General features: G+C 64.4%; 6 protein-coding genes. 2 read left to right on the forward strand and 4 right to left on the reverse strand.

Translation table 11 applies throughout. The features are described from left to right. Nucleotides 1–285: 285 nt before the first annotated feature. Both EN939_RS12225 and EN939_RS12230 read right to left on the reverse strand, forming a co-directional pair. Nucleotides 286–696, reverse strand: a complete 411-nt coding sequence (locus EN939_RS12225; RefSeq protein WP_127268218.1) for a DoxX family protein — start codon at nucleotides 694–696, stop codon at nucleotides 286–288. A gap of 111 nt (nucleotides 697–807) precedes the next feature. After that, on the reverse strand, nucleotides 808–1737 hold the full coding sequence (locus EN939_RS12230) for a bestrophin family protein (RefSeq protein ID WP_236382962.1): 930 nt from the start codon (nucleotides 1735–1737) through the stop codon (nucleotides 808–810). A 162-nt stretch (nucleotides 1738–1899) separates the two neighbouring features. Here EN939_RS12230 and EN939_RS12235 point away from each other — a divergent pair, with 162 nt between their 5' ends. Continuing rightward, nucleotides 1900–2307 carry an ACT domain-containing protein gene (locus EN939_RS12235; protein ID WP_127268219.1) on the forward strand — a complete coding sequence of 136 codons (408 nt, stop codon included), beginning with the start codon at nucleotides 1900–1902 and terminating at the stop codon, nucleotides 2305–2307. Between the two features lie 162 nt (nucleotides 2308–2469). On the opposite strand, the gene EN939_RS12240 is transcribed toward EN939_RS12235, so the two are convergent. Continuing rightward, on the reverse strand, nucleotides 2470–3504 hold the full coding sequence (locus tag EN939_RS12240) for an aspartate-semialdehyde dehydrogenase (RefSeq protein WP_023814446.1): 1035 nt from the start codon (nucleotides 3502–3504) through the stop codon (nucleotides 2470–2472). Nucleotides 3505–3942: 438 nt separating this feature from the next. Here EN939_RS12240 and EN939_RS12250 point away from each other — a divergent pair, with 438 nt between their 5' ends. Then, nucleotides 3943–5817 carry a DEAD/DEAH box helicase gene (locus EN939_RS12250; RefSeq protein WP_127268221.1) on the forward strand — a complete coding sequence of 625 codons (1875 nt, stop codon included), beginning with the start codon at nucleotides 3943–3945 and terminating at the stop codon, nucleotides 5815–5817. Between the two features lie 98 nt (nucleotides 5818–5915). On the opposite strand, the gene EN939_RS12255 is transcribed toward EN939_RS12250, so the two are convergent. Then, nucleotides 5916–6284, reverse strand: a 369-nt coding sequence (locus EN939_RS12255; RefSeq protein WP_127268222.1) for a glycosyltransferase, incomplete at its 5' end; no start/stop codon positions are given.

Genomic DNA, 6284 nt, shown 5'->3' on the forward strand with positions numbered 1-6284 from the left:
GCACCACCGACGACGGCGCCTTCAACCGGATCGCCAGCGACCGCCGCACCGACGGCAGCGCCACCGAGGCCGCCTACGGCCGCGCCTTTTTCCGTTTGCGAACAAGCGGCGAGCGGCACCAGCAGCGCCATCAAAAGCATCATTTTCTTCATCATCGTTCCTCTCCGATAGGAGCCGCCTCCGCCGCCAGGCGAATCTCTAACTCGCAACTCCGCGATTCGATCCCTGAGACATTACCCGGCAAAGGGTCAGGCTTTCAGCGGAAAGCGATGCTTCGATCTGGATCTAACGGCTGAACGGGATCAGCGCGCGGACCCTGGCATCGCGCAGATACAGGCCGCCCCACAGGATAATGCCGAGATAGACGCCGAACAGCATGTGCGAGAACAGCGGGTTGTCGACGCGGACATTGGTGGCGATAGCGCCGCCCATATAGGCGGTGAGCAGGATGGCGCCGAGCACCGAGGTGCGCGGCAGTGCATAGAGAGCGGTCGAGATCAGGCTGATGACGCCCAGCATGCGCGCGACATTGGCATCGGCCGGCCAGCCGAGCGGCACCATCGTCTGGGTGACGACATCGAGCGGCGGCAGCTTGATGACGCCATCGAAGATCATGAACAGCACGATAACGCCGCTGAGCGCGCGGCCGGTCCATAAAGCGCCCGGCGAGACGGGCGCGGTTTCGGAAATGCTCATGGTGGTCCCTCCTAGTGGTTCGAGCCCTTTTCGCTGGGGTCGAACCAAGGACGTGGCATGGGGCTGCGATCCGACAGAGGTCCGGATTGTTTTAAGCCCGCGCGCCTTCGCCTACGAAAAATAGAACTTTTCCGCCGGCATCATCTTCGGCGGGGTCTCGCCCAGCGCTTCGAATACCGAGATTTCGCAGACACGACAGAGGCCGTCGAGTGCAAGGTCGTTGGCCTCGGTGCCGAACGGATCCTCGAGCTCTTCCGAAAGCGCGTCGAGGCCGAAGAAGGTGTAGGCGATCAGCGCCGTGAACAGCGGCGTTGCCCAACCGGTGGTCGAGATCAGGCCGATCGGCAGCAGCAGGCAGACGATATAGGCCGTGCGATGCACCAGCAGCGTGTAGGCGAAGGGTAACGGCGTACCGGCGATCCGCTCGCAGCCGGCCTGGATGGCGGCGATCGACGCGAGCCTCTCATCGAGGATACGAAAGCCGATCGAGTCGACATCGCCCGCCCGGCGCTGCGCATTGGCACGCCGGCCCATGCGCCTGACCATCTCATCTGCCGGATTGGAAAAGGCTGCGGCCTTGTCCGCCTCGGCGTCGATGAAGGCGCGGGCATCCTTCATGCTGTCGATCTTGCGCAACTGCCCGCGCAGGAAATGACAGAAGGCGAGCGCTTCCATCAGCAGGGCGCGCTGCTCGGTCTGGTCCGGGATGAGGCTGGTGGTGGCGCGGGCCAGGTTGCGCATTTCGAAGACCAGCGCGCCCCACAGCTTGCGCGCCTCCCACCAACGGTCGTAGGCGGCGTTGTTGCGGAACGAGAGATAGATCGACAATGTCACGCCGACGAGGCCGAAAGGCGTGATGTTGAAGACGCTGAAATCAAGCTGGAACCGGCGCGCCACGGCCAGGATGATCGCGGAATAGAGCGCGAAGCCCAATATCTGCGGCAGGATGCGTGGCACGACCGAACCGCGCATGATGAAGAACAGCTGCAGGAATGTGGGGCGCGGGCGAACGATCATCGAAGGCCTTTCACGGACCGGCATCGGCCCTCAGCTCCTCTATTGTGCGATGCGACAGGTCCGCAAGCCCAGCCGCCAGCGACATCGCCATGTCGTCCTTGCAGCGCCAGGACTATCGGCACGCGCCGGTCGCGGATATTGAAGAGCACGTGGGCTGCGGCCCATTTCTGCAGGCGAGAGAAACGAATGACCGGCGAGACCGATCTGAAGACACTGCTGGCATCGATGACGCCGGAACTGCTGGCCGGCACCTATGTCTTCGCCACGCTGGCGCCTGGCGTCGCTCAGCCGGAAGGCCTCGAGCCGGTGATGGTGTTTCGCGAGCGCGAGGGCGTGACGCTGATCGTAACCGAGGAGAAGGCCATCGCTGCGGCACTGACCGCGTCATTCCGCTGCCGGATGGTCACGCTGAACATCCATTCGTCGCTGGAGGCCGTCGGCTTCCTCGCCGCCATCACCACGCGCCTCGCCGCCGCCGGCATGGGCGTGAACCCGGTTTCGGCCTTCTACCACGACCATCTGTTCGTCCCCGCCGACCGGGCGGAGGAAGCGCTGGAGCTGCTGGTTGGGTTGGCGGCTGAGAATCGAAGCTGAGGCTGGTGCTGCCCCTCATCCCCCTGCCGGGACCTTCTCCCCGTGAACGGGGAGAAGGGAGCTAACGGCCAAAGGCCGAGCACGCGACTGCGGGCCGCCGATCGTTCGGCGCCCCCGCGGAGGGCCCGCCGCGGCAGCGGCGATACGGCCCGTGAGCGAAAACTAAGCCGCCTTCTTCTTCGGCTGGATCAGGCCGCGCTCGACCAGCAACTCGGCGATCTGCACCGCGTTGAGTGCGGCGCCCTTGCGCAGATTGTCGGAGACGATCCACATCGACAGGCCATTGTCGATGGTCGAATCCTCGCGGATGCGCGAGATGAAGGTGGCGTCCTCGCCGGCCGATTCCAGCGGCGTGATGTAGCCGCCGTCCTCGCGCTTGTCCAAGACCTGGCAGCCTGGGGCTTCACGCAGGATATCCCGCGCCTCGTCGGCGGTGATCGGCTTTTCGAACTCGATGTTGACCGCTTCCGAATGGCCGATGAACACCGGCACGCGCACGCAGGTCGCCGTCAGCTTGATCTTGGGGTCGAGCATCTTCTTGGTCTCGGCGACCATCTTCCACTCTTCCTTGGTGGAGCCGTCGTCGAGGAACACGTCGATGTGCGGGATGACGTTGAAGGCGATGCGCTTGGTGAACTTCTTGACCTCGACGCCATCGGCGACGAAGACCGCGCGGGTCTGGGTAAAGAGTTCGTCCATACCTTCCTTGCCGGCGCCCGACACCGACTGGTAGGTGGCGACGACGACACGCTTGATGGTGGCGAAGTCATGCAGTGGCTTCAATGCCACCACCAGCTGCGCCGTCGAGCAATTCGGATTGGCGATGATGTTCTTGCGCGTGAACAGCGAGATCGCGTCCGGGTTCACTTCCGGCACGATCAGCGGCACGTCCTGGTCGTAGCGGAAGGCCGACGAATTATCGATGACGACGCAGCCCTGCTTGCCGATCTTCGGCGACCATTCCTTGGAGACGCTGCCGCCGGCCGACATGATGCAGATGTCGGTGTCGGAAAAATCATACTGGTCGAGCGTCTTCACCTTCAGCGTGCGGTCGCCGAACGACACTTCCGTGCCCTGGCTGCGCCGCGACGCCAGCGCCACGACTTCGCTTACCGGAAAGCCGCGCTCTTCCAGTATGTTGAGCATTTCCCGGCCCACATTGCCCGTGGCGCCGACGATCGCTACCTTGAAACTCATCGAAAAATCTCCTGTCCCTCTCCGCTTGGTTTTTGGAGAAACCCGCTGGCCGATGCGGGTTCCGTCCCCCGGGCCGAACCCGGGAGAGGGTGGTTAGGCCAAGGGAGTCACACCGTTTTGGTGGTGGTTTTGGCCATAGTTTTGCTGGAACGAGGGGACGCGCCGACGCGCCCGGCCCAATGATGTGCATTGAGGCTGGGGGCATCGAATGCAAGAAGAGCCATCAAAAGGCCGCGCATCGAAAAACGATCCCGTTCAAAGCGGGCTTTTACGCGGTTTGCGTCAAGAGTCAATTGCGATGAGCGTCCTGTTGCCCTGTACAATGGCGGCGGCACGAAGTACGAACGGCATGACCATCCGGCTCATGGAGCGTCCCGACGCCCGCCGAAGACAGGCCCATTGCTGGGCATATAAGAATCCGAATTCCGAAAGAGTAAGATGTCCAACTTCGATGCACTCGTTCCCGCGCTGGCAAGGGCGCTGGAAAAACGCGGCTATTCCGAGCTGACGCCCGTCCAGAAGGCGGTTGTGGCGCCGGAACTCGGCGAGGCCGATGCGCTGGTTTCGGCGCAGACAGGCTCCGGCAAGACGGTGGCCTTCGGCCTCGCTCTGGCGCCGACCCTGCTTGAGGGCGCGGAGCGCTTTGGCCACGCCGCCGCACCGCTGGCGCTGGCGGTGGCGCCGACGCGCGAACTCGCCTTGCAGGTGACGCGCGAACTGGAATGGCTCTACGAACTGACCGGCGCCACCGTGGCGTCATGCGTCGGCGGCATGGACATGCGCTCGGAGCGGCGTGTGCTGGAGCGCGGCGCCCATATCGTCGTCGGCACGCCCGGCCGGCTGCGCGACCACATCACCCGGCGCTCGCTCGACATGTCGGCGCTGAAGGCGGTGGTGCTCGACGAGGCCGACGAAATGCTCGATCTCGGCTTTCGCGAAGACCTCGAATTCATCCTCGACGCTGCTCCGGCCGAACGCCGCACGCTGATGTTCTCGGCCACCGTGCCGCGCTCGATCGCCACGCTCGCCCAGGGCTACCAGCGCGATGCGGTGCGCATCTCGGCCGCCGGCGAGGAGAAGCAGCATCTCGACATCGAATACCGGGCGCTGAGCGTCGCCCAGCCCGACCGCGAGAACGCCATCATCAACGTGCTGCGCTATTACGAAGCCAAGAACGCGCTGGTGTTCTGCAACACGCGTGCCGCCGTCAATCATCTGACCGCGCGCTTCAACAACCGCAACTTCTCCGTCGTGGCGCTTTCGGGCGAGCTCAGCCAGAACGAGCGCAGCCATGCCTTGCAGGCAATGCGCGACGGCCGCGCAAAAGTCTGCATCGCCACCGATGTCGCGGCGCGCGGCATCGATCTGCCCAATCTGGAGCTGGTCATCCATGCCGATCTGCCGACCAATCCGGAAACGCTGCTTCACCGCAGCGGCCGCACCGGCCGCGCCGGGCGCAAGGGCGTCAGCGCGCTGATCGTGCCCAACAGCGCCCGCAAGCGCACCGAGCGGCTGCTGCAGAACGCCGGCCTCAAGGCAACATGGGCGAGCCCGCCCTCGGCCGACGACGTGATGCGGCGCGACGACGAGCGCATCCTGGCCGACCCGGTTTTCGACGAGCCGGTGAAGGACGACGAACGCGGTTTCATCGACGCGCTGCTCGCCAGACATGGCGCCGAACAGGTGGCCGCTGCCTTCGTGCGCCAGTGCCGCGCCAGCCGCTCGGCGCCCGAGGACCTCATGGAGATCGCGCCCTTCACGCCGTCGCGTGAAAGACCGGCGGGCGAAGGTTTCGCGCGCCGCGACGAGGCGCCCAGCCGCCGCGACGATTTCGGCGACAGCGTCTGGTTCTCGCTGTCGATCGGGCGCCGGCAGAATGCCGAGCCGCGCTGGCTGATCCCGATGCTGTGCCGCACCGGCAGCATCTCGAAGCGCGAGATCGGCGCCATCAAGATGCAGCCGGAAGAGACCTACGTGCAGATATCAGCCGACTGGGCCGACCGCTTCCTGGCCGCGATCGGTCCCGACCGCAAGCTGCAAGGCAACATCCTGGTGAAGCGGCTCGATGGTACGCCCGATCTTTCACGCGCCGGCTATCAGCCGCCAAGCCCCGACAAGAAGCCGCATCGCGGCAAGGCGCCGTTCGACCCCAACGCGCCGAAGCGCAAATTCGAAAAACGTGCACCGGCAGCAGTCGATCAGCGCCCGGCCGCCGCGCATGAGGCAAAGCCATGGGCGAAAAAGCCGGGCAAGCCGAAATTCGACACCACCGGCGCGCCCAAGCACAAGAAGGCGAAGAAACGGCCCGCCTAGAGCATTTCACCGTTTCACGGAAACGGCGATCTGCTCTAACTCTTTGTTTTGACGCAATTCCCAAGGGAAAACGGCTTCACACTTTTCCTAGAATTGCTCTAGGACTTCGGCCGGAGGGAAGCGCTTGCCTGCAGGCCAGCCTTGATGGCAGCCCAGCTGGCCGATGCCGGCGTCGGGCGATGCTGCTTTGCGATGCGTTCCGTCAGCGATGAGCGCCAGTCCGCGTCTTCCGCCATCCTGCGGATCGCAGCGTACCAGCTGGCCTGGTCATTGGAATCGATCGCCGGCATCAGCCCGCCGCTCGCCTCGATCAGCGACGGCGCGGTCGAGACGATGACCGGAATGCCAAAATCGAGACATTCCGAGGCGCCATAGCCCCAGCCCTCGATATGCGAGGGAAAGACGCCGAAGGAAGCGCTGCGATAATATCGGATGAGCTCCTCATCGCTGATCGCTCCGGTGAACGT

The organism is Mesorhizobium sp. M7A.F.Ca.CA.002.05.1.1 (genome assembly GCF_003998335.1).
GTDB lineage: Bacteria > Pseudomonadota > Alphaproteobacteria > Rhizobiales > Rhizobiaceae > Mesorhizobium.

Excerpts from the sequence above, each read along its gene's own strand:
- EN939_RS12225 (WP_127268218.1), bottom strand. The coding sequence starts at position 696 with ATGAGCATTTCCGAAACCGCGCCCGTCTCGCCGGGCGCTTTATGGACC.
- EN939_RS12230 (WP_236382962.1), bottom strand. The coding sequence starts at position 1,737 with ATGCCGGTCCGTGAAAGGCCTTCGATGATCGTTCGCCCGCGCCCCACA.
- EN939_RS12235 (WP_127268219.1), top strand. The coding sequence starts at position 1,900 with ATGACCGGCGAGACCGATCTGAAGACACTGCTGGCATCGATGACGCCG.
- EN939_RS12240 (WP_023814446.1), bottom strand. The coding sequence starts at position 3,504 with ATGAGTTTCAAGGTAGCGATCGTCGGCGCCACGGGCAATGTGGGCCGG.
- EN939_RS12250 (WP_127268221.1), top strand. The coding sequence starts at position 3,943 with ATGTCCAACTTCGATGCACTCGTTCCCGCGCTGGCAAGGGCGCTGGAA.